The following is a 23837-nucleotide window of genomic DNA, read 5'->3' on the forward strand; positions in this document are numbered from 1 at the left end:
ACACCGGCAGCACAGCACCACCCAACAGCGCCGAGCAGCCCGCTCGGGGCCTTCCACCGGAGGATGACAGACACATGGCCGATCGTTTCCCGAGCCCGTTCGACATCGAGTCGCCGTCCGGCGCCGATGGATGGCAAGAGCTCTACACCTACTCCTCACTGTTCGGTGAGGAGCGCCACGACTACGAGGACGGCGGCTTCTGGTTCCAGGACGGCGTGCACTGGCCGGAGGTGCTGAGCCCCTGGGACGCCTCGCTCTTCGAGCTCGCGATCACCGGGCTGGGGCAGTACAACACCCGCCACTACATGGTGCCGCCCGCCTACGGCGTGGACTTCCGGATCCTCAACGGCTACGTCTACCTCTCGCCGGTGCCCGCCCCGCCGGAGGACATCGAGTCGCGGGTGCCGCTGTTCATGGAGCGCGCCGGCTACTACTTCGGCAACTGGGACCGCCTCTACGACGACTGGCTGGTCAAGATGCGCACGCTCGTGCAGGAGATGACCGACCTCGACTTCAGCCCGCTGCCGGAGATGGAGGACATGGAGGTCATCACCTCCGGCGCCGGCGTGGGCTCCGGTCACCGGCTGATCTCCAACTACCACGACCTGCTCAGCAAGGCGATCCAGGTGTGGCAGTACCACTTCGAGTTCCTCAACCTCGGCTACGCGGCGTACCTCGACTTCTTCGGGTTCTGCAAGCAGGCCTGGCCGAGCATCCCCGACCTGGCGATCGCCAAGATGGTGGCCGGCGTCGACGTCGACCTGTTCCGGCCCGACGACGAGCTCAAGCGGCTGGCCCGCAAGGCGGTCGAGGACGGCATCGCCGACCGCTTCGCCTCGCGTGACGTCGACACGACCTGTCAGCTGCTCAAGGCCGACGACACCGGCCAGTCGTGGATCGCCGAGTGGGACAAGGCCTGCGAGCCGTGGTTCAACTTCTCCACCGGGTCCGGCTTCTACCACTCCGACAAGATCTGGATCCAGAACGTCGAGGTGCCGTTCGGCTACATCGCCGACTACATCGACAAGGTGAAGCAGGGCGTCGACCTCAATCGTCCGGTCGAGGCGCTGCACGCCGAGCGCGACCGGGTGGTGGCGGAGTACCGCGACCTGCTGGACTCCGACGAGGACCGGGCAGCCTTCGACGGCAAGCTCGGCCTGTCGCGGACCGTGTTCCCCTACGTCGAGAACCACAACTTCTACGTCGAGCACTGGGCGCACTCGGTGATCTGGCGCAAGATGCGCGCGATCGGTCAGGTCCTCGTCGACGCCGGCTTCTTCAGCAGCGCCGACGACGTCTTCCTGCTCAAGCGCTACGAGGTCGCCGACGCGCTCTTCGACTACTACGCCGGCTGGTCGGTCGGGGCGCCGTCGCGAGGCCCGGGCTACTGGCCCCGCGAGCTCGAGCGCCGCCGGGGTCTGCTCAGCGCCCTCAAGGCGTGGAGCCCGCCGCCGGCGCTGGGCGCCCCGCCGGAGGTCGTGACCGAGCCCTTCACCGTGATGCTCTGGGGCATCACGTCCGACTCGGTGTCGGCCTGGCTGCAGGCCGGCGACGGCGAGGGCGGCGACGGCTCGCTCTCGGGCTTCGCGGCCTCGCCGGGCCTCGTCGAGGGTCCGGCCCGGGTGATCCTCAACGCCGACGGCATCGGCGAGCTCCAGGACGGCGAGATCCTCGTCGCGCCGCTCACCGCCCCCTCCTGGGCGCCGGTGTTCGGCAAGATCAAGGCGACCGTCACCGACGTCGGCGGCATGATGAGCCACGCCGCCATCGTCTGCCGCGAGTACGGCCTCCCGGCCGTGACCGGCACGGCGTTCGCCACCAAGCAGATCAAGACCGGTCAGATGATCCGCGTCGACGGCAACACCGGCAAGGTGTCCGTCATCGAATGACCTCCGGTGGCGGGTCGCCCGTTCGCCCCGAGCGGGCGCCCCGCCCACGGCACCACCACCCGACAACCCGCGCTCCGCGGCCAGACCAGAAGAGGAGAGGGACAGCCAGATGCTGACCGTCGAACAGAACGAAGAGCTGACCCGGGTCGGGCCCGGGACCAGGATGGGCAACCTGCTGCGTCGCTACTGGTACCCCATCGCGTTCGAGCAGGACTTCGACGAGCGGCCCACCAAGTCGGTGCGCCTGCTGGGCGAGGACTGGACCGTCTACAAGACCCCGTCGGGCAAGTACGGCATCATCGGCGAGTTCTGCCCGCACCGCCGGGCGTCGCTGACCTACGGCGTCGTGCACGAGGACGGGATCCGCTGCGGCTACCACGGCTGGAAGTTCGACTTTGACGGCCAGTGCGTCGAGCAGCCGGCCGAGCAGGACAACACGACGTTCAAGGACAAGATCCAGGCGCACGCCGGCAGTGCCGAGGCGATGGGCGGCATGGTGTGGGTCTACGTGGGCCCCGGCCCCGCCCCGGAGCTGCCGCGCTTCGACGTCTATGTGCTCGACGGCATCCGCGACGTCGGGGTGGCCACCCTGCCGTGCAACTGGCTGCAGATCATGGAGAACTCCGTCGACCCGCACCACGTCGAGTGGCTGCACGGCTTCTACTTCGACTTCGTCGGCAAGATGGAGGGCTTCGAGGCCCCCAAGTCCTTCCAGAAGAAGCACATGAAGGTGGCCTTCGACGAGTTCGAGTGGGGCATCATCAAGCGCCGCGTGCTCGAGGGCCACACCGAGCAGGACGACGACTGGGCCGTCGGCCACCCGCTGATGTTCCCCTACGGCATGCGCGTGGGCGGTCAGTGGATCGACCAGATGCAGATCCGGGTGCCGATCGACGACACCACCACCTGGAAGCTGTTCTACTCCCTGCACCACCCCGAGGGTGGCACCTGGGAGCACCAGGAGCGTCCGGTCGTCTACGACTACGAGTGGATGGACGACAACGGCAACTTCATCACCAACTACGTCGAGGGCCAGGACGTGATGGCGTGGGTCTCCCAGGGTGCGATCACCGACCGCACGCAGGAGCACCTCGGTCGGTCCGACCAGGGCGTGGCGATGCTCCGGAAGATGTTCAAGGAGGCCATGCAGGCCGTCGAGGACGGCGAGGACCCGCCCGGCGTGATCCGCGAGAAGCACGACGTGATCCACCTGCCCTGCGAGAAGAACAAGTTCGGTGCGGGCACCGCGTTCACCGACCAGTGGATCACCGGCGGCTCGATGAAGTACTCGCCGATCCAGCAGGAGCTGATGAAGCTCCACCACGACGCCGCGGCGGCGCGGGAGGGCGCTGGTGCCGGTGGCTGACGACCGGATGCCCGGCACCACGCCGTTCGGGCGCCAGGGCTGGATGGAGACGCACGACCGCAGCGTGCCGCCGTTCGACCCGTCCCTGCCGCCCGACCCACATCGGCTGCCGCCGCCGACGGAGTGGTTCTCGCCGGATGCGGAGCGGCACCTGCTCGACCGTCCGCGGCACTGCCCGATGTGCGGGGGGTCGCTCGACCACGGGCTGACCTCGGAGTCGTGGGTCGGTCACGAGCGGGTCTTCCTCACCTGGTGCCCGGGGTGCCGGTGGACCGGCAACGTCGTGCTGTTCGAGCGGGCGACGATCCTCGAGCCGGAGCACTAGTGGGGGCGAGCCTGCCTGCGCTGGTCTTCGACTTCGGCGGGCCGGTGCTGCTCACGCCCTTCGAGCTGGTGGAGGAGCTGGGCCCGGACGCGCCGGCGTACCGGCTGTTGCACGGGCGGGGCCCGATGGCCCCGCCCGACCAGCCCGACGCGGACTGGGTCGGGGTGCTGACCGGGGCGATCACCGAGCGGACCTACTGGGACCACCGGGCCGCCGAGTGGGGCGAGCTCGGCGGCGGCGGTGGGTCGATCCGGGACATGATCGCCCACCTCTATGACCCGCCGCAGCCGTGGCTGGTCCGCGAGGGCGCGGTGAAGCTGATCCACGACGCCCGGGTGGCCGGACACCCGATCGGGGTGCTCACCAACGACCTGCACGCCTTCCACTCCGACGAGTGGGTCGCCCAGATGCACGTGCTCGACGACGTCGACGTGCTGGTCGACGGGTCGATCGAGGGCCATCTCAAGCCGCATCCGCGGCTCTATGAGCTGATGTCCGAGCGGCTCGGGGTCGGCTTCGGCGACATGGTCTTCGTCGACGACATGCCGGTCAACATCCGCGGTGCCGAGGCGCTCGGCATCCGGTCGGTGTCGCTCGACCCGCGCGACCCGGAGGCGGCGTACGCCGAGCTGCGGGGCCTGCTCGGCCTGCCCTGACTCCCCCGAGCGGCGCCGGAGATTTGCGGAACTGAATCGTCCGGAAAGGCTCCTAGGGTGGTCACATGACTACTGCCCTGCTTGTCGTCGATGTCCAGAACGATGTCATGAACGCCTCGATCCGCCGCGACGAGACCGTCGCCAACATCGCCACGCTCGTCGAACGTGCCCGCTCGACCGCGGTCCCCGTCGTGTGGGTCCGCCACCATGCCGAGGAGGAGCTGGTGCTCGGGACGGACGGCTGGCAGATCGTGCCCGAGCTGGTGCCCGCCGACGGCGAGCCCATCGTGGAGAAGACCTTCGGGGACTCCTTCGCCGAGACCGAGCTCGGCGAGGTGCTCTCCGGGAAGGGGGTGGACTCGCTGGTGCTCTGCGGGGCGCAGACCGACGCCTGCATCCGCAGCACGTTCTACGGCGCCCTCTACCGCGGCTTCCCGGTGACCCTGGTCGCTGACGCCCACACCACCGAGGACATGCGTCCCTGGGGCATGGAGTTCAGTCCCGAGCAGTCCATCGCCGTGCTCAACGCGCAGGCGGGCTATACCCGGCTGCCCGACGTCCAGGGCGGGGTGACCACCACGGCGGAGGCCTTCGCCGGCTGAGTCGTCGCCGCACCGTCGAGGCGGCAGCCGGTCAGGACCCCGGCACGCCATCCTTGAGGCGCAGGGTCTGCAGCTGGGCCCACATGACTGTGTCCTTCCGACGCTCGGTCGCCGAGGTCCGGTGCCGAGTCGCAAGGCCTCACAGGGCGGCTCGACCGGGTCGGTCGAGTGGGTCCAGCATGGCGGCGCGGCCGCGCCGCCAGAAGGGCCTGGCCGGCGGCCCTCGGCGGGGGCGCTAGCCTCTCGCCATGTGCCTCGAGACCGGCCCGCTGCCCGGGGGTGGTGAGTGAGGCCCGGCGGCGCGCTGCCGCTGGAGCCGCTCGGCCCCGACGACCTCGACCGCATCCACGCCCAGGCGCTGCGGCTGCTGGCCGAGGTGGGCACCGAGGTGCACGACGACGAGATGCTGGAGCGTCTCGCCGGGGCCGGTCAGCGCGTCGACGGCACCCGGGTGCGGTGGGACGCCGACTGGGTGCTGGCCCAGCTGGCGCTGGCGCCGGCGTCGTTCACGCTCACCGGCCGCAACCCGGAGCGCCGGGTGACCATCGGCGACGGCAGCCTCGTCATGATGCCGGTGGGTGGGCCGCCGTTCGCCCACGACGAGGAGCGCGGCCGCCGCGACGGGTCCCTGGCCGACCACGTCGAGCTGGTCAAGCTCGCCCACGCCAGCGACCTGCTGCCGGTCCTGCAGAGCGGCACCGTCGAGGCGCAGGACCGCGAGGCGAGCAGCCGACACCTCGCGATGGACCACTCGATCCTGCGCTGGAGCGACCGGCCGTTCATGGTCTATGGCACCAGCGGCGAGAAGGCGCGCGACGGCTTCGAGCTGGCGGCGCTGGCGGCGGGCGGCCGGGACGCGCTGCTCGAGCGCCCGATGACGCTGGCGGTGGTCAACCCCAACTCCCCGCTGGTGTGGGACGGACTGATGGTCACGCAGCTGGCGGCCTGCGCGGAGTACGGCCAGCCGGTCGCGGTGACGCCCTTCCTGCTGGCCGGGGCCTCCGCGCCGGTGACGCTGGCCGCCGGTCTGTCCGTGCTGGCGGCCGAGGTGCTGTCGGGCGTCGCGATGGCCCAGCTGGTGCGCCCCGGTACGCCGTGCCTGATGGGCACCTTCTTCACCGGCGTGGACATGCGCTCCGGCGGACCGTCGCTGGGCCTGCCCGAGTCGGTGCTCGCCACCCTGGCCGGCGCGCAGCTGGCTCGGCGCTACGGGCTGCCGCTGCGAGGTGGTGGTGGGCTCTGCTCCGGCATCCCGTTGGACGCCCAGGCGGCCGCGGAGACCACGATGTCGCTGTGGGCGACGCATCTGGCCGGCGTCGACCTGGCGGTGCATGCGGCCGGCTGGCTCGAGGGCGGCCTGGTGGCGTCGTACGAGCTGATGCTCGACCTCGAGCTGATCCGGATGTTCGGGTGGCTCGCCCGGGGGCTCGACGTCGACGAGGAGTCACTCGCGTTCGACGCGCTCGCCGAGCTCGGCCCCGGTGGGCTCTTCCTGGCCCACGAGCACACCCTCGAGCGGTTCCGCACCGACGTGTTCATGAGCCCGCTGTTCCGCTCCCAGGCGCATCCGACCTGGGAGAAGCAGGGCGCGCGCCACCTGCCGGCGGTCGCCGCCGGTGAGTGGCGCCGCCTGCTGGACTCCTACGAGGACCCCGGCATCGACGCCGGCCTCGACGAGGCGCTGCGCGAGTACGTCGACCGGCGCACCCGGGAGTGCGAGGCCTGACCGCCCCGCGGCTGCGCCGGGTCAGGCGCCGCGCAGGGTGGTGACGAAGCGGCTCCACAACCCCGGCGACGAGTCGCGTTCGGGACGGGTGCCGCCCTCACGACGGGCGATCGCGTCCTGCCCGGCCACGATGCCGTGGGTGCCGTCGGCGCGCACCGGCGCCTTGACCCCGTCGTGGCGCGTCACCCGGACGCTCGAGACGTTCTTCCACAGATCCGATCCGAAACCCTTGCCAGCCATGATGACCTCCCGTGGCTCGAGTCCACTCCAGTCTACGCCGCTGACCCCGGGGCTTCCCCCCACTGAGGGGCCGAAGCGTTCCTTTCTGCGGGACGTGGTGCGTGTGGTCGCGGTCACGCGGGATGCTGGTCCCACGAGGAGGAACGGTGGTCGAACAGCGCGAGCTGCGCGTGCAGCAGATGACATGGGAGTCCGAGGGGGTCCTGTCGATCCGGCTGACCCGGATCGAGAGCGACCGGCCGCTGCCGGAGTGGCGGCCGGGGGCGCACATCGACGTCTACGTCCCCGACGGCACCACCCGGCAGTACTCCCTGTGCGGCGACCCGAGCGACCTGTCGGCCTACGAGATCGCGGTGCTGCGCGAGCCGGAGTCCCGGGGCGGGTCGTCCTACCTGCACGACGAGCTGCGGGTCGGCGGCCGACTGCTGGTGACCCGGCCCAAGCACCACTTCAACCTGGAGGCCGCGCCGTTCCACGCGCTGGTCGCCGGCGGCATCGGGATCACGCCGATCATGACCTTCGCCGAGGAGCTCGAGCGCACCGGCCAGCCCTACTCCGTGACGTACGGCGGCCGCACCGGCGACTCGATGGCCTTCCGTGAGCGGCTCGGCCGGCTGGGCGACAAGGTGAGCTTCCTCGCGGAGGACGTCGACGGGCGACCCGACCTCGACGCCATCGTGCGCTCGGTGCCCGAGGGCGGCCTGGTCTACGTGTGTGGTCCGCTACCGCTGCTGCGTGCCGTCGAGGCGGCAGCGGAGGCGGCCTACGGTCCCGAGCAGGACATGGTGCGCTTCGAGCTCTTCTCGCGCGCCGGGGTCGAGATCCAGGAGGCGCCGTCGCCGCTGGAGGGCGACACCTTCGAGCTGGTGCTGGCGAAGTCGGGCCACACGCTGCGGCTCAAGCCCGACACCAACATCCTCGACACCGCGCTGGCGTTGGGCATCGAGATCGAGAACGACTGCCGCGACGGCATCTGTGGCTCGTGCGTGACGAGGGTGATCGCCGGCACCGTCGACCACCGCGACCTGGTGCTCACCAAGAAGGAGCAGGCCGCGATGGACCAGATGATGATCTGCTGCTCACGGCCGACCAGCGAACGGCTCGAGCTGGACCTCTAGTCCGGTCAGCCGGCGACCGGGCGCCGGACCCAGACGAAGACGTCGGCCAGGTCGTTGGTGTCGCCCGCGGCCAGGTCGGAGGCCGACGAGGTGAACCCGACGACCCCGCCGTCGGCCGAGAGGCTGGCGTGGAAGGTCGCGCCGGTGGCGCCACCGAGCCGGGTCGTGATGCCGGTCGCGACGTCGTACACGAACGCGTCCAGCTGGTCGTTCTTATCGGTGCCCGGAGCGAGGTTGGTCGCGTAGGACTCGAAGGCCACGTGCTGTCCGTCGTCGGAGATCGCGGGCAACGAGGAGTGGTTGTTGCCGTCGGTGATCCGGGTGGTGGTGCCGGCCACGCGGTCATAGACGAACACGTCCTGCACGGCGTTGGTGTCGTTGCCCACCAGGTTGGAGGCCTCCGACCAGAAGGTCAGGTAGCGACCGTCGGCCGACAGCGCCTTCCTCGACGACGAGGACGCGCCGTTGCCGTCGGTGATCCGGGTGGTGGTGCCGGTGGCGACCTCGTAGAGGAACACGTCGCGGTTGCGGTTGGTGTCGCCGGCGACCAGGTTGCTCGCACCGGAGTAGAACGACACCCACTGCCCGTCCGCGGAGATCGCCGGGTCGAACGCCGAGGAGCTGCCGTTGGTGAGGCGCTTGATGGTGTCGGTGTCGCGGTCGTAGAGGAAGACGTCGCGGGACCCGTTGGTGTCGTCGGGCACCAGGTTGGTGGCGAAGGAGTAGAGCACGACGTAGCGGCCGTCGTCGGAGATGCCGGCGGCGTAGGAGCCGCGGTCACCGTCGGTGAGCCGCTCCAGCTCGTGGGTGTCGGCGTCGTAGACGAAGACGTCGCTGTTCTGGTTGGTGTCACCGAGCACGAGCGAGGAGGCGAAGGAGTCGAACAGCACGTATCGTCCGTCGGCGCTGATGTCCGCCGCCGTCGAGGTGCCCCGACCGTTGGTGATGCGCAGCGTGTCCCCGGTGCTGCGATCCTCGAGGTAGACGTCCTGGTAGGGGTCGTCCTCGGTCGTGGTGGCGACCAGGTCCTTGGCCAGGGAGTCGAACGTCGCCCACCTGCCGTCGCCCGACAGCGAGATCCGGTCGGAGGTGTTGTTGCCCATCGTCACCTGGCTCATGTCGCCGACCGCCGGCTGCGGGCCCGGGTCCACGACCAGCCGACGGGTCGGCGTCTTGAGCATGTGGTAGACCTTGCCGCCGATCTTGCGGCGCGGCGCCAGCACCCGCAGCTTCACCTTCTGCGGTGCGAGGTCCGGGGTCCACTGGAGCTTGAACGCCCCGCGCCGGTCGGTGGTCTTGCCGCGCGCGACGGTGGCCCAGCCCCAGCTGACCTTGCGCTGCAGCACCACGGTCCGGCTGTGTCGCGGTGGCACCCAGCCGCGCACCGTGACCAGCTCGCCGCGCTGCACGTGGGTGACCATGACCTTGAGGTTGCCGCGCTTCTGGATCGCCGCGTGCGCGGTTCCGGGCAGCCCGAGCAGCAGCCCGCAGGCCACCACGGCCGCGAGCATCATGCTGGTGAGGCGCGTCATCGGTCCCGATCCCTTCGCGGCCTCGGGGAGGTGGCCGCACGCTTCCCGATGGTGCCAACCGGGATGGGGGTGGCACCGTGGAATGGTCCAGAACAGTCCTGACGGCCGAGAGCGGATGGCCCGAACGGACTAGTCGGCGACGTGGCGGTGGGCGTGGAGTTCCGGTAGGTTAACGATCATTAACTTGGCGAGGAGGTGGCGGTGAGCGAGATGCACGACCTGGTCGGGCAGCTGCGCGACCGGCTGGCGGTCGCCCGCCAAGGTGGCTCCGCGAGCGCCCGCGCCAAGCACACCGGCCGCGGCAAGCTGCTGGTGCGCGATCGCGTCGACCGGCTGCTGGACCCCGGCAGCCCGTTCCTCGAGCTCGGCGCCCTGGCGGCGTACGACCTGTACGGCGGGGAGTACGCCGTCCCGTCGGCCGGCATCGTGACCGGGATCGGGCAGGTGGCCGGCCGGCCGGTGATGGTGGTCGCCAACGACGCCACCGTCAAGGGCGGGACCTACTACCCGATGACGGTGAAGAAGCACCTCCGTGCCCAGCAGGTCGCCCTCGACAACGCCCTGCCGTGTCTCTACCTCGTCGACTCGGGCGGGGCCTTCCTGCCGATGCAGGACGAGGTCTTCCCCGATCGCGAGCACTTCGGCCGGATCTTCTTCAACCAGGCGACCATGTCGGCGCGGCAGATCCCGCAGCTGGCGGCCGTGATGGGCTCGTGCACGGCCGGCGGGGCCTACGTCCCGGCGATGTCCGACGAGAGCGTGATCGTGCGCAACCAGGGCACCATCTTCCTGGGTGGACCGCCGCTGGTGAAGGCGGCCACCGGTGAGGTGGTGACGGCCGAGGAGCTCGGCGGTGGCGACGTGCACGCCCGCACCTCCGGCGTGGTCGACCACCTCGCCGACGACGACGCCCACGCGCTGCGGATCCTGCGGTCGGTGGTGGAGACGCTGCCCGGACCCCCACGTTTGAGCACAAACGGCAGTGTTTCGGCGCCAGATGGCGACGTTTGTGCACAAACGGCACCCATCGACGCCCCCCACGAGCCGCCCGAGAGCCTCTACGACGTGGTGCCGACGGACACCCGAACGCCCTACGACGTCCGCGACGTGATCCGCCGGATCGTCGACGGCAGCCGGATGCACGAGTTCAAGAAGCTCTACGGCGAGACGCTGGTCTGCGGGTTCGCCCGGATCTGGGGGCACGAGGTCGGCATCGTCGCCAACAACGGGATCCTCTTCAGCGAGTCGGCCCTCAAGGGTGCCCACTTCATCGAGCTCTGCAACCAGCGCGGCATCCCGCTGGTCTTCCTGCAGAACATCACCGGCTTCATGGTCGGCAAGGAGTACGAGAACCGCGGCATCGCCCGCGACGGAGCCAAGCTGGTCACCGCGGTCGCCTGCTCGGTGGTACCGAAGTTCACCGTGGTCATCGGCGGCTCCTTCGGCGCCGGCAACTACGGCATGTGCGGGCGCGCCTACGATCCGCGCTTCCTCTGGATGTGGCCCAACGCGCGGATCTCGGTGATGGGCGGGGAGCAGGCCGCCTCGGTGCTGGCGACCGTGCGCCGCGACGGCCTCGAGGCAAGTGGTGAGCAGTGGTCGGCAGACGAGGAGGAGGCGTTCAAGGCGCCGATCCGCGAGCAGTACGAGCAGCAGGGCTCGCCCTACTACTCCACCGCCCGCCTCTGGGACGACGGCATCATCGACCCCGCCGACACCCGCCGGGTGCTCGGCATGGGCCTCGCCGTCGCCGCCACCACCCCGACCCCGGCGCCGTCCTACGGCGTCTTCCGGATGTGAGCGCGGTGGCCCCCGCCGAGCGCCCCCCAACGCTGCTGGTCGCCAACCGTGGCGAGATCGCGGTCCGGGTGATCCGCACCGCCCGTCGCGAGGGCTGGCGGACCGTCGCGCTGTTCACCGACCTCGACGCGGCGGCGCCGCACGTGCGGCTCGCCGACGCGGCGCGCCCGGTCCCGAGCTATCTCGACATCGCGGCCGTCGTCGCCGCCGGTGTCGAGGCCGGCGCGACGCACGTGCACCCGGGCTACGGCTTCCTCTCCGAGCGGGCCGCCTTCGCGCGCGCGGTCGAGGAGGCCGGGCTCACCCTGGTCGGGCCGAGCGCCGCCGTGATGGAGCAGATGGGCGACAAGGCGCGGGCCCGCGAGGTGGCGGTCGCGGCCGGCGTGCCCGTCGTGCCGGCGTACGCCGTCGGTGACGAGATGGCCTTCCCCGTCCTGGTCAAGGCCGCGGCCGGCGGGGGCGGCAAGGGCATGCGGATCGTGCGCGCACCCGACGAGCTCGCCGACGCGATGGCGGCCGCGGGCCGCGAGGCCCGGAGCGCCTTCGGCGACGACACCCTGCTCATCGAGCGGTACGTCGAGCGCGGACGTCACCTCGAGGTCCAGGTGCTGGCGGACACCCAGGGCGGAGCCGTCCACCTGTTCGAGCGCGACTGCTCGGTCCAGCGTCGACACCAGAAGGTCGTCGAGGAGGCCCCCGGCCCGACCGTCACCCCCGACCTGCGACGCCGGATGACCGACGCGGCCGTCGCGCTGGCGCGGCAGGTGGGCTACGTCAACGCCGGCACCGTGGAGTTCCTGCTCGACAACGAGACGGGCGACTTCTACTTCCTCGAGATGAACACCCGGCTGCAGGTGGAGCACCCCGTGACCGAGGCGATCGCGGGTGGGATCGACCTGGTGGCCGAGCAGCTGCGGATCGCCACGGGCGAGCCGCTGTCGTTCGCGCAGGACGACCTCACGATCCGTGGACACGCGATCGAGGTGCGGGTCTATGCCGAGGACTCCTACGCCGGCTTCCTCCCGCAGGCCGGCACCGCCCGCCTGGTGCGCTGGGCGGACGGCGTCCGGGTCGACCATGCGCTGGAGAGCGGCCAGGTCGTCAGCACGGCGTACGACCCGATGCTCGCCAAGGTCGTCGTCCATGGCGCCGACCGGGAGTCCGCGCGGCGGGCCATGGTCGCCGCGCTCGACGAGACGGCCGTCCTCGGACTGACCACCAACGTCGGCTTCCTGCGCGAGCTGGTGGCGAGCAGCGCCTTCGCGGAGGCCACCATCGACACCGCGTGGCTGGACCGCAACCCACCCGCCGCACCGGACCCCGCCGCCGCCCGCCTGCTCGCGGGCTGGCTGGTCGCGGCCGACGCCCGCGGTCGAGGGGACGGCCCGTTCCGCCACGACGGCTGGCGCTCGGCGGGCCCGCCGGCGCCGATCGTCGCCGGTCTCGACCCGGAGGTGCTCGTCGGACCCGACTCGGTGGACGGCCACCCGCTGCGGGTCCTGGAGCGCGACGACGGACCGAACGGCGTCATCGACGCCGTCGTCACGCTCGACGAGGAGCGGCACCGCGTCGTGGGGTCCGTCGGTGTGCCGGCCGTCGAGCTGGTGCACCGCGGACAGCGCTGGGTCTTCGAGCTCCCCGACGCGTTCGGCGACCATGCTGCGCACGCCGGCGACGGGAGCGTGGCGGCGCCGATGCCCGGCACCGTGCTCGCGGTGACCGTCGCGGAGGGTGAGCAGGTCGAGGAGGGCGCTGCGCTGGGCATGATGGAGGCGATGAAGATGGAGCTCACCCTGCGGGCGCCGTTCGCCGGCACCGTGACCCACGTCGGCGCGGCCGCCGGCGACCAGGTGGCGCTCGGTGTCGTGCTCTTCGAGGTCGAGCCGTGACGCCGGCCGTGGCGTCATACGAAGCGCGCGTCGGGACGACCGGACCGTATGACGTCCCCGGCTCGACCCGGGAACGTCATCCGAAGGGAGCGCCATGACCACCGGTTCGTATGACGTCCCGGGGCTGCCGGAGCGGGTCACCCTCTATGAGGTCGGCCCACGCGACGGGCTGCAGAACGAGCCGGGGGTGATCCCGACAGACACCAAGGCCAGGTTCTGCCGCCGACTCCTCGCGGCCGGCCTGCCGGTCGTGGAGGCGACGTCGTTCGTGCACCCTCGGTGGGTGCCGCAGCTGGCCGATGCGGCCGACCTGATGACCCGGCTGGTCGACGACCTCGGCGAGCGGGCACGCGAGCTGCCGGTGCTGGTGCCCAACGAGCGTGGCCTCGACCGGGCGCTGGAGCTGGGCTGTCGGCACGTCGCCATCTTCGGCAGCGCCACCGAGACCTTCGCGCAGCGCAACCTCAACCGGAGCCTCGACGAGCAGTTCGCGATGTTCGAGCCGGTCGTCCGCCGGGCACGCGAGGCCGGCCTCGACGTCCGGGCCTACGTCTCCATGTGCTTCGGCGACCCCTGGGAGGGCGAGGTCCCGCTCGCCCAGGTCGTCGACGTCGGCACCCGCCTGCTCGACCTGGGCGCCGCCCAGCTCAGCATCGGCGACACCATCGGCGTCGGCACCGCCGGGCACGTGCAGGCCCTGGTCTCCGCCTTCGGCGATCGCGGCGTCGGCGTCGACCGGCTCGCGATGCACTTCCACGACACCTACGGCCAGGCCCTGGCCAACACCCTCGCCGCGCTGCAGAGCGGCATCACGACCTTCGACTCCAGCGCCGGTGGCCTCGGCGGCTGTCCCTACGCCAAGTCGGCCACCGGCAACCTCGCGACCGAGGACCTGGTCTGGATGCTCACCGGCCTGGGCATCGAGCACGGGGTCGACCTCGACGCGTTGGTGGCCACCAGCGCCTGGATGGCCGAGCAGCTCGGCCGGCCCAGCCCGTCGGCGGTGGTCCGCGCCCGGAGCGGGTCGGCGGTCTGACGCCGCGCCTGCTGTCGCGGGGGTGGCTGCGGGCGCCCGTGTCTCCTGGTGCGGACGACGCACCAGGCGCGTCGTACGCACCAGGAGACAAGCCGGGGCGTGTCCCGCGCGGGCTTGCCTCCGGGCGCCGCACCAGGGCAGTCCCGAGCAAGGAGCACGCCCTTCTGTATCGGTAACTTGACCGATACAGAAACCTCCGGCACTGTACCGATACAGATCACCGAAAGGAGCCACCATGAACCTCCCCGCCCTCAACGTCCAGCAGCTGATGACCCAGCACCTGGTCGGCGCGCACGGGACCGACCCGACCATGCCGGACCGTCCCGCCCGTCGGGCGGAGCAGGCCGACGGGTCGGCTCGTCCCGCGCGGGTCGGCCCGCTCCGCGCCGGTCTGGCGGCCGCGCTCCACCGGGCCGCCGACGGCATCGCGCCACAGCCGCGCGGCGACCATCGGCATGCCTGAGCCCGACCCGCTCGCGGCGGTGGCCGTGGCAACCGGCGTACGACGTCCCGCGGCGCACGTCGCTACCATCGCCAGCGTGGCCCGGGTGACCCTGCAGACGATCGCCGACGAGGTCGGGGTCAGCCGGATGACGGTCTCCAACGCCTTCAACAGGCCCGACCAGCTGTCGGCCCCGATGCGGGAGAAGATCCTGGCCACGGCCGACCGGCTGGGCTACACCGGCCCCGACCCCACGGCGCGGGCCCTGGTCCGTGGCTCGACGGGTGCCGTCGGCGTGCTGCTGACCGACGACCTGGCCTATGGCTTCCGCGACGCGGTGGCCACCGACTTCCTCGCGGCGGTGGCCGACGAGCTCAGGCCCACGGGCCTCTCCCTGACCCTGCTGTCGAGCGAGGGTCGCGACGGAGTCGTCCCGGCGCGGGACGTGGCCGTCGACGGGGTGCTGGTCTTCTCGTGCTCGCTCGACTCCACTGCCCGCGACTGGCTCGTCAAGCGCGGTCTGCCGCTCGTCCTGGTCGACCAGGAGCCCGACCCGGCCTTCCCGAGCGTCCGGATCGACGACTACCACGGCGCGCGGCTGGCCGCCCAGCACGTGGTCGACCTCGGGCACCGGCGGGTCGGCATCCTCATCTCGGGCGGCTCTCCCGGCACGGTCGGACGGCTCGCCGACCCTCGACGCGACGCCGAGGGGTGGAAGTACGTCTCCCGGCGCCGGCTGGCCGGCTTCCTCGATGTGCTCGAGCCCGCCGGCGCCACGGTGGTCGTCCATCACGTCGACCAGTACGGCGACCGCGTGGCGGCCGAGCAGGCCCGCCTGATGCTCGGGTCCGACGCCCGGCCGACCGCCATCCTGGCCTACTCCGACGTGCTCGCGGCCGGTGGCCTGCGGGCCGCCGAGGAGCTCGGTCTCACCGTGCCCGGCGACCTCTCCGTCGTCGGGTTCGACGACAACCCGCTGGCCACGCGGGTGCGACCGGAGCTGACGACCGTGCGCCAGGACGCCTACGCCAAGGGCACCTCAGCCGCCCGCGCCCTCACCGCCTCGCTTCGCGCGGCCAAGGCCGACCGACCCGTCGAGCCGGTCGAGGTCGTGCTCCCCACCGAGCTGGTGGTCCGCGAGAGCAGCGGACCGGCGCCGGGCTGAGGCCCGGGGGCGAGAGGGCGGCCGGTCGGCGTACGGCACAATCCGAGGCATGACCCGGGTCGTCCACCTGCACGTCGGTGCCCCCAAGACCGGCACCACCTATCTGCAGGACCGGCTGTCCCTCAACGCCGCCCGGCTGGCCGACCATCGGGTGCACGTGCCGACCAGCTCGCGGTTCACCGAGCCGGCGCTGTTCCACTTCCGGGCCGCGCTCGACCTGCTCGGCCAGGACTGGGGCGGCGACCAGGGGCACGCGGCCGGGGCCTGGGCCCAGCTGACCCGCAAGGTACGCCGGCTCGACGGGACCGTCATCGTCAGCCACGAGATCCTCGCCCCCGCGCCCGCCAGCAAGGTCGCCAAGGCGATGAACGACCTCGAGGGCAGCGAGGTCCACATCGTCTACTCCGCCCGTGATCTCGCCCGGCAGCTGCCCGCCGCCTGGCAGGAGAGCATCAAGCAGGGCCGCAAGTGGTCGTTCCGGAGGTTCCTCAACAAGGTCGAGACCGGCAAGCCCTGGTTCTTCCGGGCGCTCGACCTGCCCAGCGTGCTCAGCACCTGGGGCGACCATCTGCCGCCCGAGCGGATCCATGTGGTGACGGTCCCGCCGAAGCGGCAGTCCAGCGGTCGCGGCGAGCTGCTCTGGCTGCGGTTCTGCGAGGCCTTCGGCATCGACCCGTCGTGGGCGCCGCTCGACAGCGAGCGCGCCAACCCCTCGCTGGGGGTGGCGGAGACCCAGCTGATCCGGCAGCTCAACGCCCGGCTCGACCGGGCGGTCCGGCGCGAGGCGACCTACGACCGGCTGATCCGCGACCTGCTGGCGCAGCGCGAGCTGGTCAACCGCGAGTCGGTGCCGGTGCGGCTGCCCCCGAGCCGCTTCGCCTGGGCCGAGGAGCAGGCCGAGCTCTGGATCGACTGGCTCGCCGGCAGCGGCGTGCACGTGATCGGCGACCCCGACGACCTGCGACCGGTGCGCCCGCCGGAGGACGAGAAGTGGCGCAACCCCGACCGGGCCCGGGCCAAGCCGGTGCTCGAGGCGGCGCTCGACGCGCTGGAGGCGATGACGCGGGAGGCGGCGCGACGCCCCGACCCCGACCGACAGCTCGGCAACCTGGTCCGGCAGGGTGCCGACCGGCTGCGCAAGAAGTGAGCGTGGGCAAGACGTGAGCGCGGGCAGGACGTGAGCGTGGGGACGGGCCACCGACCGTGAACGACGACGACGGACGCCGCCGCGCCTGGGGCTGGGTGGCGCACCTGCGCTCGGGAGGCTCCACTCCGTGGCAGGTCTGGCGGGAGCGCGGCGACGCCGGGGCCGACGTCGCCTCCGGGCGGGCGCTGCCCGGCGCCCAGCAGCTCGAGCTGCTCCGGCGGCTCAACGAGACCGGCCGGCCGAGTGCGAGGCTGGTCGATCGGGTGCTCGAGGCGAGCGCGGCCGGCCGCGGGAGCCCCGACCTGGAGCTGGTCGGCGCGGCCACCGAGTCGGCGTTCGGTCCGCGACCGGTCGACCCTGCCCGGTTGCCCACGGGCGAGCTGCTCCGCGTGGCCACCGCGCTGCTGGCCGAGGACCTCGCCGGCGTGGAGCCGGGCGCGCCGCCCACGGCGCGGACGCGCCCCTGGCGGCGCGGCGTGCGCGTCGTCGGCGACCCGGCCGCCGCCCAGGTGGCGCAACGCGCGCAGTCGGCCCGCGGTGTCGCGGTCGGTCATCGCTCGCCGGTGGTGGTCGCCGGGGGTCCGCTGCGCCGACTGCTCGCCGACGTCTGGGTGGACCGGTGCTTCGCCGGGGGTGCACCGAGGTGGGAGCCTTGGCTGCTCGGTCTGGAGCAGCGCCGCCGGGTGCCGCCTCGGGTCGACCTGGCCCGGGTCGCCGACACCTGGGCCCGCCGGTCCGGGGTCGAGCGGGTGACCGTGGAGCTGGAGCCGCGACCGCGCGGCGGGGAGCCGGAGCGCCCCTCGGCCGACGCCGCCGAGCTGGCCCGACGGGTGGCCCCGGTGCTCGGCCTGATGGTCACCCCCGCCCGGCGGGCCCGACTGCTCGGCGACGTGCTGCGTCCGCGGTTGGTGCGCCTCCCCGGCGGCCTCGACGACGGCCGCGACGGCCTCGGCGTACCCGAGGAACGGGACGAGTGGGTGACCCGGCGCGCGCGGCGGATGGCCGAGGCACTGACCCGCGGTGACTACGCTGTCGCCGGAGACCCGCACGCGGTGCTGCCGGCCGAGCTGCCCGGCGTCGCCCCGACGGGCAGCGGCGCGCTGGCCCTCGCGATCCGGGCGCTGGGCGAGACGGGGGCCGCGACGGGGAAGGCGACCGGAGAGGCGGACCGATGAGCAAGCGGGTCCTGCTCCATGTCGGCACCCCCAAGACCGGCACCTCCCACCTCCAGGACGTGCTCTTCCGCAACCGGCGGCGCCTGGTGCTGCACGGCCTGCACTACCCGGCCCACCGCTTCGATGCCCACTTCCTGGCGGCGCTCGACCTGATGCGTCTGCCGTGGGGAGGGCTGGAGCACGAGGCGGTGGGCGCCTGGGACGCCCTCGCCGAGCGGGTACGCCGCACGCCGGGCACCACCATCGTCAGCCACGAGATCCTGGCTGCCGCCTCGCGGTCGCAGGCCGCCCGCGCGATCGAGTCCTTCGGTGACATCGAGCTCCACCTGGTGCTGTCGGTGCGCGACCTGGGCCGGCAGATCCCTGCCGAGTGGCAGGAGAACGTCAAGCACCGCAGCGTCGTCTCCTACGCCCGCTTCCTCGACATGATCCGCGACCCGCAGCGCCGCGGCCGGATTCCCAGCTGGTTCTGGAGCGTCCAGGAGATCCCCGACATCATCGCCCGCTGGGCGCCCGACCTGCCGCCCGAGCGGGTGCACCTGGTGACCGTGCCGCCCTCGGGGTCCGAGGCCGACCTGCTGTGGCGCCGGTTCGCCGAGGCGTTCGGGCTGACGGGCCTCGACCTCGACGTCGGCACCGAGCGGGTCAACCCCTCGCTGGGGGTGCCCGAGACCGCGCTGATCCGGCGGATCAACCGGTCCGCCAACCAGGTGGTGCCGCCGGCCGACTACCGCCCCCTGGTGCGCGAGCTGTTGGCCCACCAGACCCTGGCCCAGCGCACCTCCTCGCCCCGGCTCGCGCTGCCGCCGGACATCCACGACTGGGTCGCCGAGCTGGCGCAGTCGTGGGTCGCCGAGCTCCGGGAGCGGGGCTACGCCGTCGTCGGAGACCTGGACGACCTGCTGGTCGGCCCCCCGGCGGCGTCGTACGCCGACCCCGACAAGCCGCGCGAGCGACAGGTCTCGGCCGCCGCCGTCGAGGCGATCCGAGCGCTGTTGGTGGAGAACGCCACGCTGCGGCGGGACCGGGACCGGCTCGAGGGGGAGCTCCACGACGCCCGCAGCCGGGTCGGCCTGCGCGGCAAGGTCGTCAACCGGCTGGAGACCAGCGGGGCGGGGCGCCGGGCGCTGAGGCTCTATCGTCGCGCGCGGGGCAGCAGCTCGCGGTCGGCGTAGCGGCCGATCCGCCAGGTCGAGAACCCGTCGGCGCCCATGCCGACGAAGCCGCCCACGAACGGGATCCGGCGAGCGGCCGCGGTGGTCGCCAGCCGCTTGCCGGCGATCTTGGTGATCAGCTCCGAGGCCACCTCGGCGGAGATCACCTTGTCGAGGTCGGGGTCGTGGGCGGGCGCCGTGGCCAGCGCCATCGGCGGCGCGGGCAGCTTGGCCGCGCGGACCAGGTCGTCGACGCGGTCCTCGCCGAGGATGCAGACCAGGACGGCGTTCCTGACCCGGGGGTCGGCGAGGTCGTAGCCCCGCAGGTGGGCGATGCCGGCCACCATCCGCGACTGGATCAGCGCCAGCCCGGTGATGTTGGTCGGGATCGCCACGGTCGCGGTGACCAGCCCGCCGATGTTGGTGACGAAGCCCTGGGCGCCGGCGTAGCGGACGTGGTTCTCGATCACCTCGTGGATGCCGTCGTCGACGTTGCCGTGCTGCTCGGCGAGCTGCTTCTCGGCGGCCTCCGCCGCGGGCGGGAGCGGGCCGACGCCGTGGATGGCGCGGTGCAGCGCCTCGCGGACGAAGGAGTGGGTGAGCTGGGGCGCGGCCACGGTGGCCCACGGCGCCAGGGTCTTCGCCACCGAGCTCTTGACACTCATGCGCGAATCCTACGATCGGTGGCCCAGCCGGCACCCTGCGTCGGGCGGCGCCGAGGGCTGCCCGATCGGCCGATCCCGGCGGTGTGGGGCGCCGGGTTAGGTTGACGACCGTGCCCGTTCTCCCGTCGCCGACCCCGTGGGACTTCGGCTCGCCGGCTCGCTGGGACGAGTCCGACGACCTGGTCGCCGTCGGCGCCGATCTCGAGCCCGGGACCCTGCTGGCCGCCTATCGGCAGGGACTGTTCCCGATGCCGGCGGGTGGCCCCGGCGAGCCGCCGTACTGGTTCTGTCCGGTGCGACGCGGGGTGCTGCGGGTCGCCGACCTGAAGGTCAGCCGCTCGCTGCGACGCTCGACCGGGCGGTTCCTGGTGCGCGTCGACACCGCCTTCGACCAGGTGCTGGAGGCGTGTGGCGACCCGACCCGGCCCGGCGGCTGGATCGACGACGACGTGCGGGCGGCCTACCGTCGGCTCTACCACCTCGGCTGGGCGCACTCGGTGGAGACCTGGGTCAACGGCGAGCTGGTCGGGGGGCTGTACGGCGTCGCGGTCGGTGGCCTGTTCGCCGGGGAGTCGATGTTCCACCGCGAGCGCGACGCGTCGAAGGTCGCCCTGGTGGCGCTGGTCGACCTGCTCCGCGACGAGTACGCCGACCGGCGGCTCGTCGACGTGCAGTGGGCGACGCCGCACCTGACGTCGCTCGGCGTCAGCGAGATGTCGCGTGACGACTACCTCGCCGCCCTGCCCGGGCTGCTGGCGCTGCCGTTGCCGGGGGCGTTCACCGAGGAGTGAGCGGGGGCGGCCGGGCCGGCCGGCGTACGGCAGGATGGTGCGCGTGGCCGACCGAGAGGTGCTGACCTACGACGACTTCGGCGTCGCCTGCCGCGACCTCGCGCAGCAGGTCGTCGACTCCGGCTTCGCGCCCGACATGATCCTCGCGATCGCCCGCGGCGGACTGGGTCTCGGGATGGGCCTGGGCTACGCGCTGGCGGTGAAGAACCTGTCGGTGATCAACGTGGAGTACTACACCGGCGTCGACCAGCGTCTCGAGATGCCGATCATGCTGCCGCCGACCCCGGCTGCCGTCGACCTGTCCGGCCTCCGGGTGCTGATCGCCGACGACGTCGCCGACACCGGGCGGACGTTGGAGGCGGTGCGCGCCTTCTGCGCCGATCACGTGTCGGAGGCGCGGGTCGCGGTGGTCTACGAGAAGCCGCAGTCGGTCATCAAGCCCGACTATGTCTGGCGGCGCACCGAGGCGTGGATCGACTTCCCCTGGTCGTCGCAGCCGCCGGTGGTGCCGGGCGGTCTGGCGCACTGACGCGCGCCCCGGCTCACTTGAGCAGGCGGCTCATCCGGCGGTCGGCGAGCGGCTTGCCGCCGGTCTGACAGGTCGGGCAGTACTGCAGGCTGGAGTCGGCGAAGGACACCTCGCGGACCGTGTCGCCGCAGACCGGGCACGGCTTGCCGGTCTGCGCGTGGACGGCGAGGTGGGACTTCTTCTCCGCCTTGAGGTCGGCCGCGTGCAGCCCGCGAGAGCGCTCGACCGCGTCGCCCAGGGTGGTCCGGATCGCGTCGAGGAGCGTCTGCAGCTCCGCGTCGTCGAGGGAGCTGGCCGGCTTGAACGGCGACATCCGCGCCGCGTGCAGGATCTCGTCGGAGTAGGCGTTGCCGATGCCCGCCACGATGCTCTGCTGGCGCAGCACGCCCTTGATCTGGGCGCGACCGGCGTCGGTCAGGATCTGGCGCAGCGTCTCGAGGGTGAACGACTCGTCCAGCGGGTCGGGGCCGAGCCGGGCGATGCCCTCGACGTCGGCGGGGTCGCGGACGACGTACAGGGCGAGGCTCTTCTTGGTGCCGGCCTCGGTGATGTCGAGGCCGCTGCCGTCGTCGAGGACCACCCGCACGGCCAGCGGCGACTTGGTGTTGGGGCGGGCCGGCAGGCTCGGCACCTCGTCGCGCCACCGGACCCAGCCGGCGCGGGCCAGGTGGAGCACGACGTGCAGGCCGGACGCGGTGATGTCGAGGAACTTGCCGTGCCGGCCGACGTCCTCGACGAGGGTGCCCTCCAGGGCCGAGAGCGGCGGGTCGAACGTCTTCAGCGCGCTGAACGCCGCCACGTCGACGCGCACGATCGCGCGGCCGTCGAGGCGGGTCTTGAGGTCGAGGGCCAGCGCCTCCACCTCGGGCAGCTCGGGCACGTGGGTCAGTGTAGGTGGGCTGCGGGGTTGTTGCTTCACCATGCTGGGTAGGCGACGCCGCACCTGGCACGGTGAGCTCGTCGTGCCAGGTGCGCACTCATCCACTCAGCATGGTGAAGCAGTGACACGGCGACCATCGACGGCGCAGAATGGACAGATGCAGCCCGTGCGTCCGCTTCCGGCGGCGGGGTCGGTCTTCTTCGACGCCCGCGGTGACGGTCGCGCGCTCCGGGTCTCCTGGCACGCCGAGTCCGACATCGTGGTGCTGTCGCTGTGGCGTGAGAACGTCTGCGTCGGGTCGTTCCGGCTCGCCGTCGACGAGGTGCCCGACTTCATCGAGCTGCTCCGCGAGGGCCTCGACGCGGCGTACGACGCCGCCAGCCGGCGCCGACGGATCTCCTCCGTCTGACCCCGGCCCACGCGGTCTCCGCCCCGAGCCGACCCGCCGCGCCTCATCTAAGAAATCCGCTAGACAGCGGGATACGGTCCGAGCATGGACCCGATCCGCAACCCCTACGCGCCCGGGGCGGGGCAGCGCCCGCCCGAGCTGGCGGGGCGCGATCGGGAGCTCGACCAGTTCGAGGTGACCCTGGAGCGGGTGGCGGCGGGGCGGCCCGAGCGCAGCATGGTCCTGAGCGGCCTGCGCGGGGTCGGCAAGACGGTGCTGCTCAACGCGCTGCGGTCCCAGGCCGTCCACCGGGCCTGGGGCACCGGCAAGATCGAGGCCCGGCCCGACCAGTCGATCCGGGTGCCGGTGGCCCAGGCCGTGCACGCGGCCGTCCGCGAGGTCGCCCATCGGCACCGCGACCCCGACCGCGTCGACGAGGTGGCCGGCGTCCTCAAGGCGTTCGCGCTGCGCGCCGGGCCGGCCGACCGCAAGGGCATCCGATGGACGCCACCGGTCGACGTCACCGCTGCCAGGGGCCGCGCCGACTCCGGCGACCTCGAGCTGGATCTGGTCGAGCTGTTCACCGACGTCGGCGCGCTGGCCGGCGACCTCGGGGTCGGCGTCGCGCTCTATGTCGACGAGATGCAGGACATCGGCGCTCCGGAGCTGGCCGCCGTCTGCGGCGCCGTCCACGAGCTCAGCCAGCAGGCGACGCCGGTGCTCGTCGTGGGCGCCGGGCTGCCGCACCTCCCGGCCGCCCTCGCGTCCGCCAAGTCCTATGCCGAGCGGCTGTTCCGCTACGTCTCCGTCGACCGACTGCCCCGGGAGATGGCCGACCGCGCCTGGCGGGTCCCGGCGGCCGAGGAGGGCGTCGACTTCGAGCCCGCGGCGCTCGACGAGCTCTACCGGCTGACCGACGGCTACCCCTACTTCGTGCAGGCCTACGGCAAGGTCGCCTGGGACGCCGCCCTGGCCTCGCCCATCACGGTCGCCGATGTCCGCGAGGCGGCGCCGGCGGCCGAGGCCGAGCTGGCCGTCGGCTTCTTCGGCGCCCGCTTCGAGCGGGCCACGCCGGCCGAGCGCGACTACATGACCGCCATGGCCGACCTCGCCGGCGAGCGCGACGACGGTCCGGTCCCCACCGCCGAGGTCGCGCGCCACCTCGGCCGTCGTCCGCAGTCGCTCTCGCCCGCGCGCGACGGGCTGATCAAGAAGGGCCTGGTCTATGCCGCCGAGCGTGGCAGCGTGGCCTTCACCGTGCCCCACTTCGGGCAGTTCCTCCGCGACCGACCCTGACCGGGTTGGCGTCGCCGTACTACGGT

At 72.4% G+C, this 23837-nt stretch carries 23 protein-coding genes; 19 read left to right on the forward strand and 4 right to left on the reverse strand.

Annotated features, from left to right (window positions below; translation table 11 throughout):
• The first annotated feature begins 74 nt into the window (after window positions 1-74).
• The 6 genes from R2740_RS17090 (at window position 75) to R2740_RS17115 (ending at window position 6564) form a co-directional block, all read left to right on the forward strand.
• The gene (locus R2740_RS17090; RefSeq protein WP_371303903.1) at window positions 75-1889 is read left to right on the forward strand and encodes a PEP-utilizing enzyme; all 1815 of its coding nucleotides are present in this window, start codon (window positions 75-77) and stop codon (window positions 1887-1889) included.
• A gap of 109 nt (window positions 1890-1998) precedes the next feature.
• Window positions 1999-3255 carry a Rieske 2Fe-2S domain-containing protein gene (locus R2740_RS17095; RefSeq protein WP_371303904.1) on the forward strand — a complete coding sequence of 419 codons (1257 nt, stop codon included), beginning with the start codon at window positions 1999-2001 and terminating at the stop codon, window positions 3253-3255.
• Window positions 3242-3580 (forward strand): hypothetical protein, encoded by a 339-nt coding sequence (locus R2740_RS17100; protein ID WP_371303905.1) that lies wholly within the window; start codon window positions 3242-3244, stop codon window positions 3578-3580. Before R2740_RS17095 ends, R2740_RS17100 begins: the two co-directional genes overlap by 14 nt.
• Complete coding sequence (locus R2740_RS17105; protein WP_371303906.1) at window positions 3580-4236, forward strand: HAD-IA family hydrolase; 657 nt, start codon at window positions 3580-3582, stop codon at window positions 4234-4236. The genes R2740_RS17100 and R2740_RS17105 overlap by 1 nt, the downstream gene beginning before the upstream one ends.
• Window positions 4237-4301: 65 nt before the next feature.
• Window positions 4302-4838 (forward strand): cysteine hydrolase family protein, encoded by a 537-nt coding sequence (locus R2740_RS17110; RefSeq protein WP_371303907.1) that lies wholly within the window; start codon window positions 4302-4304, stop codon window positions 4836-4838.
• Window positions 4839-5124: 286 nt separating this feature from the next.
• Window positions 5125-6564, forward strand: coding sequence for a trimethylamine methyltransferase family protein (locus R2740_RS17115; RefSeq protein WP_371303908.1), 1440 nt, complete (start codon window positions 5125-5127; stop codon window positions 6562-6564).
• A 21-nt stretch (window positions 6565-6585) separates the two neighbouring features.
• Here R2740_RS17115 and R2740_RS17120 read toward each other — a convergent pair whose 3' ends face one another.
• Window positions 6586-6804, reverse strand: coding sequence for a hypothetical protein (locus R2740_RS17120; RefSeq protein ID WP_371303909.1), 219 nt, complete (start codon window positions 6802-6804; stop codon window positions 6586-6588).
• 146 nt (window positions 6805-6950) lie between these two features.
• Here R2740_RS17120 and R2740_RS17125 point away from each other — a divergent pair, with 146 nt between their 5' ends.
• The gene (locus R2740_RS17125; RefSeq protein ID WP_371303910.1) at window positions 6951-7922 is read left to right on the forward strand and encodes a 2Fe-2S iron-sulfur cluster-binding protein; all 972 of its coding nucleotides are present in this window, start codon (window positions 6951-6953) and stop codon (window positions 7920-7922) included.
• Window positions 7923-7927: 5 nt separating this feature from the next.
• Here the strand turns inward: R2740_RS17125 and R2740_RS17130 are convergent, their stop codons facing one another.
• A complete protein-coding gene (locus tag R2740_RS17130) occupies window positions 7928-9454 on the reverse strand; it encodes a TolB family protein (protein WP_371303911.1) in 1527 nt (508 codons plus the stop codon).
• A 210-nt stretch (window positions 9455-9664) separates the two neighbouring features.
• Between R2740_RS17130 and R2740_RS17135 the strand changes: the two genes are divergently transcribed.
• From R2740_RS17135 to R2740_RS17170, 8 genes are all read left to right on the forward strand, one after another.
• A complete protein-coding gene (locus R2740_RS17135) occupies window positions 9665-11254 on the forward strand; it encodes a carboxyl transferase domain-containing protein (RefSeq protein WP_371303979.1) in 1590 nt (529 codons plus the stop codon).
• A 5-nt stretch (window positions 11255-11259) separates the two neighbouring features.
• On the forward strand, window positions 11260-13143 hold the full coding sequence (locus R2740_RS17140) for a biotin carboxylase N-terminal domain-containing protein (protein ID WP_371303912.1): 1884 nt from the start codon (window positions 11260-11262) through the stop codon (window positions 13141-13143).
• Window positions 13144-13237: 94 nt separating this feature from the next.
• On the forward strand, window positions 13238-14179 hold the full coding sequence (locus tag R2740_RS17145; protein WP_371303913.1) for a hydroxymethylglutaryl-CoA lyase: 942 nt from the start codon (window positions 13238-13240) through the stop codon (window positions 14177-14179).
• Window positions 14180-14414: 235 nt separating this feature from the next.
• On the forward strand, window positions 14415-14642 hold the full coding sequence (locus R2740_RS17150; protein ID WP_371303914.1) for a hypothetical protein: 228 nt from the start codon (window positions 14415-14417) through the stop codon (window positions 14640-14642).
• Window positions 14643-14718: 76 nt separating this feature from the next.
• Window positions 14719-15786 carry a LacI family DNA-binding transcriptional regulator gene (locus tag R2740_RS17155; RefSeq protein ID WP_371303915.1) on the forward strand — a complete coding sequence of 356 codons (1068 nt, stop codon included), beginning with the start codon at window positions 14719-14721 and terminating at the stop codon, window positions 15784-15786.
• Between the two features lie 49 nt (window positions 15787-15835).
• The gene (locus tag R2740_RS17160) at window positions 15836-16933 is read left to right on the forward strand and encodes a hypothetical protein (protein ID WP_371303916.1); all 1098 of its coding nucleotides are present in this window, start codon (window positions 15836-15838) and stop codon (window positions 16931-16933) included.
• Window positions 16934-16989: 56 nt separating this feature from the next.
• Window positions 16990-18108: a hypothetical protein gene (locus tag R2740_RS17165; protein ID WP_371303917.1), complete on the forward strand. Its 1119-nt coding sequence runs from the start codon at window positions 16990-16992 to the stop codon at window positions 18106-18108.
• A complete protein-coding gene (locus R2740_RS17170; RefSeq protein ID WP_371303918.1) occupies window positions 18105-19283 on the forward strand; it encodes a hypothetical protein in 1179 nt (392 codons plus the stop codon). The genes R2740_RS17165 and R2740_RS17170 overlap by 4 nt, the downstream gene beginning before the upstream one ends.
• Here the strand turns inward: R2740_RS17170 and R2740_RS17175 are convergent.
• Window positions 19244-19927 carry an EcsC family protein gene (locus tag R2740_RS17175; RefSeq protein WP_371303919.1) on the reverse strand — a complete coding sequence of 228 codons (684 nt, stop codon included), beginning with the start codon at window positions 19925-19927 and terminating at the stop codon, window positions 19244-19246. The genes R2740_RS17170 and R2740_RS17175 overlap by 40 nt on opposite strands.
• 110 nt (window positions 19928-20037) lie before the next feature.
• Between R2740_RS17175 and aat the strand changes: the two genes are divergently transcribed.
• Window positions 20038-20718 carry a leucyl/phenylalanyl-tRNA--protein transferase gene (gene aat, locus R2740_RS17180; protein WP_371303920.1) on the forward strand — a complete coding sequence of 227 codons (681 nt, stop codon included), beginning with the start codon at window positions 20038-20040 and terminating at the stop codon, window positions 20716-20718.
• Window positions 20719-20761: 43 nt separating this feature from the next.
• Window positions 20762-21247, forward strand: coding sequence for a phosphoribosyltransferase (locus R2740_RS17185; RefSeq protein ID WP_371303921.1), 486 nt, complete (start codon window positions 20762-20764; stop codon window positions 21245-21247).
• A 13-nt stretch (window positions 21248-21260) separates the two neighbouring features.
• Here R2740_RS17185 and R2740_RS17190 read toward each other — a convergent pair whose 3' ends face one another.
• Window positions 21261-22127, reverse strand: a complete 867-nt coding sequence (locus tag R2740_RS17190; protein WP_371303922.1) for an Fpg/Nei family DNA glycosylase — start codon at window positions 22125-22127, stop codon at window positions 21261-21263.
• A 157-nt stretch (window positions 22128-22284) separates the two neighbouring features.
• On the opposite strand from R2740_RS17190, the gene R2740_RS17195 reads away from it, so the two are divergent.
• Window positions 22285-22536 carry a hypothetical protein gene (locus tag R2740_RS17195; protein ID WP_371303923.1) on the forward strand — a complete coding sequence of 84 codons (252 nt, stop codon included), beginning with the start codon at window positions 22285-22287 and terminating at the stop codon, window positions 22534-22536.
• 84 nt (window positions 22537-22620) lie between these two features.
• Window positions 22621-23811, forward strand: coding sequence for an AAA family ATPase (locus R2740_RS17200; RefSeq protein WP_371303924.1), 1191 nt, complete (start codon window positions 22621-22623; stop codon window positions 23809-23811).
• Window positions 23812-23837: the final 26 nt, after the last annotated feature.

Source organism: Nocardioides sp. (assembly GCF_041393715.1).
GTDB lineage: Bacteria > Actinomycetota > Actinomycetes > Propionibacteriales > Nocardioidaceae > Nocardioides.

What these genes read in the sequence shown, in the direction of transcription:
- R2740_RS17120 (WP_371303909.1), bottom strand. Translation starts at nt 6,804, where the DNA reads ATGGCTGGCAAGGGTTTCGGATCGGATCTGTGGAAGAACGTCTCGAGC.
- R2740_RS17145 (WP_371303913.1), top strand. Translation starts at nt 13,238, where the DNA reads ATGACCACCGGTTCGTATGACGTCCCGGGGCTGCCGGAGCGGGTCACC.
- R2740_RS17110 (WP_371303907.1), top strand. Translation starts at nt 4,302, where the DNA reads ATGACTACTGCCCTGCTTGTCGTCGATGTCCAGAACGATGTCATGAAC.
- R2740_RS17135 (WP_371303979.1), top strand. Translation starts at nt 9,665, where the DNA reads ATGCACGACCTGGTCGGGCAGCTGCGCGACCGGCTGGCGGTCGCCCGC.
- R2740_RS17090 (WP_371303903.1), top strand. Translation starts at nt 75, where the DNA reads ATGGCCGATCGTTTCCCGAGCCCGTTCGACATCGAGTCGCCGTCCGGC.
- R2740_RS17095 (WP_371303904.1), top strand. Translation starts at nt 1,999, where the DNA reads ATGCTGACCGTCGAACAGAACGAAGAGCTGACCCGGGTCGGGCCCGGG.
- R2740_RS17130 (WP_371303911.1), bottom strand. Translation starts at nt 9,454, where the DNA reads ATGACGCGCCTCACCAGCATGATGCTCGCGGCCGTGGTGGCCTGCGGG.
- R2740_RS17175 (WP_371303919.1), bottom strand. Translation starts at nt 19,927, where the DNA reads ATGAGTGTCAAGAGCTCGGTGGCGAAGACCCTGGCGCCGTGGGCCACC.
- R2740_RS17200 (WP_371303924.1), top strand. Translation starts at nt 22,621, where the DNA reads ATGGACCCGATCCGCAACCCCTACGCGCCCGGGGCGGGGCAGCGCCCG.
- R2740_RS17195 (WP_371303923.1), top strand. Translation starts at nt 22,285, where the DNA reads ATGCAGCCCGTGCGTCCGCTTCCGGCGGCGGGGTCGGTCTTCTTCGAC.
- R2740_RS17160 (WP_371303916.1), top strand. Translation starts at nt 15,836, where the DNA reads ATGACCCGGGTCGTCCACCTGCACGTCGGTGCCCCCAAGACCGGCACC.
- R2740_RS17150 (WP_371303914.1), top strand. Translation starts at nt 14,415, where the DNA reads ATGAACCTCCCCGCCCTCAACGTCCAGCAGCTGATGACCCAGCACCTG.
- R2740_RS17170 (WP_371303918.1), top strand. Translation starts at nt 18,105, where the DNA reads ATGAGCAAGCGGGTCCTGCTCCATGTCGGCACCCCCAAGACCGGCACC.